Origin of the sequence: Mesorhizobium sp., assembly GCF_004962925.1 — a bacterium.
Classification (GTDB): domain Bacteria; phylum Pseudomonadota; class Alphaproteobacteria; order Rhizobiales; family Rhizobiaceae; genus Mesorhizobium.
Genome location: NZ_SUEO01000093.1, coordinates 1 through 2,755, shown reverse-complemented (window position 1 = coordinate 2,755; position 2,755 = coordinate 1). Strand labels below are relative to the sequence as shown.

Sequence of the window (2,755 nt, the reverse complement as noted above, 5' to 3'; positions counted from 1 at the left end):
GCTGTCGCCGCCTTGCCACGCATTTCGGGCATGTTGCGCTTCGAAAAGACCGGCAGCGGTCTCGCCGCCTGCCAGCAGGGATCGCAGTTCGCCTTCATGAAGCGCAACATGCCCGAAATGCTTGGCAAGGCGGCGACAGCATTCCATTGCAAGGACTGGCTCTATTTCAGGCTGACCGGCGAACGCGCCACCGATCCGTCGGAGGGAACCTTCACCTTCGGCGACTTCCGCACCCGTGGCTATTGCGACGATGTGCTTGAGGTGCTCGGCGTTACCGATCTCAGGCATCTGCTGCCGCCGATCGTCGACGGCACCAGGCATAGCGCCGGCCTGTCGGCAGCTGCTGCCGAAGCGACCGGGCTGCTTTCCGGCACGCCGGTGGTGCTGGCCTATGTCGACGTGGCCTGCACCGCGCTTGGCGCCGGCCTGCTCGATCGCGAGCGCAAGCCCGGCTGCTCCATCATCGGCTCCACGGGCATGCATATGCGGCTTGCGCAGACGCCGGACGAGGTGCTGCTCAACGAGGCGGCAACCGGCTACACCATGACGATGCCGGTGCCCGGCGTCTTTGCGCAGATGCAGTCGAACATGGCGGCGACACTCAACATCGATTGGGTTCTGGGTCTGGCCTCCGGCATACTCGCCTCGCAAGGCATCACGCGCACCAATGGCGAGATGATCGCGCTGGTCGATGAATGGATATCGTCATCGGAGCCAGCCTCGCTTCTCTATCAGCCCTATGTGTCGGAGGCCGGCGAGCGCGGGCCGTTCGTCGATGCCAATGCCAGGGCCGGTTTCGTCGGCATTTCGTCGCGGCACGGTTATGCCGACATGGTTCGTGCGGTTTTCGAGGGACTGGCATTCGCGGCACGCGATTGCTATGCCGCCATGGGGCCGCTGCCGGGCGAAATTCGGCTGACCGGCGGTGCGGCCAGAAGTCCGGCTCTGCGCAAGATCCTGGGTGCTGTCGTCGGCGCCGCCATTCGCACCAGCGAGCGTGAGGAAGCCGGTGCTGCGGGCGCCGCGATGATCGCTGCGGTCTGCGTCGGCCAATACAAGTCGATGGATGAATGCGTCGGCGAATGGGTCACGCCGCTGCTTGGCGCGGCGGAACCGAGCGACCCAAAGCTTGCCGCGATCTATGAGCGGGCGGTTCCGTCCTACACATTGGCGCATGAGGCGCTGCGGCCGGTCTGGCGTTCGATGGCCGCATCCAGGGCAAACTGAGAAGTCGAGCATGCGTAAGAAGATTGCAATCATTGGCGACCGCTTCATGCTTCCCGAAGTGTTTCGCGAGAAAATCGAGAAGGCCTGCGGCGGCAATCTCGACATCCGTACGCTTGAGGCGGCCTGGCCCGACGAGCCGATGGAATTCGGCAATGCGGCGCTCGGCCTCGACAAGGTCAAGGAGTATTTTGGCGATCCGGACGAGGTGGTCGATTTCGTCGGCGACGCCGAGATCTTCGTCACCCAGCTTGCGCCGCTCTCCGAGACCATGATGCAGCGCCTGCCCACACTCAAACTGGTTGCGGTATCACGCGGCGGCCCGATCAACATCGACATGGCCGCCGCCAAGGCCCACGGCATCACCGTCGTCAACGTGCCTGGCCGCAATGCGAGTGCGGTTGCCGAGTTCACCATCGGTGCCATCCTTGCCGAGACGCGGCTGATCCGGGTCGGGCACGAAGCCTTGCGCAAGGGGGAATGGCGCGGCGATCTTTACCGGGCTGATCGCACTGGCCGCGAGCTCAACGAAATGACTGTCGGCGTCATCGGCTATGGCAACATCGGCACCCGGCTGGTCCGCCTTTTGCGCGCCTTCGGCTGCCGAATCCTGGTCTCCGACCCCTATGTGCAGTTGAGCGCCGAAGACCGCAATGCCGGCGTTGAACTGGTCGCGCTCGACGATCTCCTGTCCCGCTCCGATGTGGTCACGCTTCATTCCCGGGTAACCGAAGAGACCCGCAGACTGATCAACAAGGACACCATCGCCCGGATGAAGCCGGGGGTGATCTTCATCAACACCGCGCGCGGGCCGCTGGTCGACTATGACGCGCTTTACGATGCTCTCGTCTCAGGCCATATCGGCAGCGCCATGCTGGAGACCTTCGCGGTCGAGCCGGTGCCTGCCGACTGGCCGCTGCTGCAGCTTCCGAACGTCACGCTGACGCCGCATATCGCAGGTGCCTCCGTGCGCACGGTGACCTATGCGGCCGAGCAGGCCGCCGAAGAGGTGCGTCGCTTTATCGCCGGTCTGCCGCCTATCAATCCATGCTGAAAGCGCAGCAGCCATGAAGCCCCTTTTACGCATAGAGGACCCGGCGAGATGAGCGGCGCCACTGAAATCGTCGATCTCTTCGTCATCGGCGGTGGCGTCAACGGCGCCGGCATCGCGCGCGACGCTGCCGGCCGCGGCCTTTCCGTCATTCTGTGCGAAAAAGACGATCTTGCCGAAGGCACCAGTTCGCGATCGGGAAAGCTCGTCCATGGCGGCCTGCGCTATCTCGAATACTACGAGTTCCGGTTGGTGCGCGAGGCGTTGATCGAGCGCGAAGTGCTGCTTGAATCGGCGCCCCACATCATCTGGCCGATGCGCTTCGTGCTGCCGCATAGCCCGGACGACCGGCCGGCCTGGCTGGTCCGGCTCGGCTTGTTCCTCTACGATCATCTCGGCGGCCGCAAGCGGCTGCCGGGCACCCGAACGCTCAACCTGCGCACCGCGCCCGAAGGCGCGCCAATCAAGGACGCGTTCAAG

The 2,755-nt window shown here is 64.3% G+C and carries 3 protein-coding genes; all 3 read left to right on the top strand.

From position 1 onward, the window contains the following. Positions 1–1,227: FGGY-family carbohydrate kinase (locus E5W87_RS18820; RefSeq protein ID WP_292400606.1), on the top strand; the 1,227-nt coding region annotated here is incomplete at its 5' end. 10 nt (positions 1,228–1,237) lie between these two features. Beyond that, positions 1,238–2,278 (top strand): 2-hydroxyacid dehydrogenase, encoded by a 1,041-nt coding sequence (locus E5W87_RS18815; protein WP_292400604.1) that lies wholly within the window; start codon positions 1,238–1,240, stop codon positions 2,276–2,278. Between the two features lie 48 nt (positions 2,279–2,326). Then, positions 2,327–2,755, top strand: a 429-nt coding sequence (locus E5W87_RS18810) for an FAD-dependent oxidoreductase (protein WP_292400599.1), incomplete at its 3' end; no start/stop codon positions are given.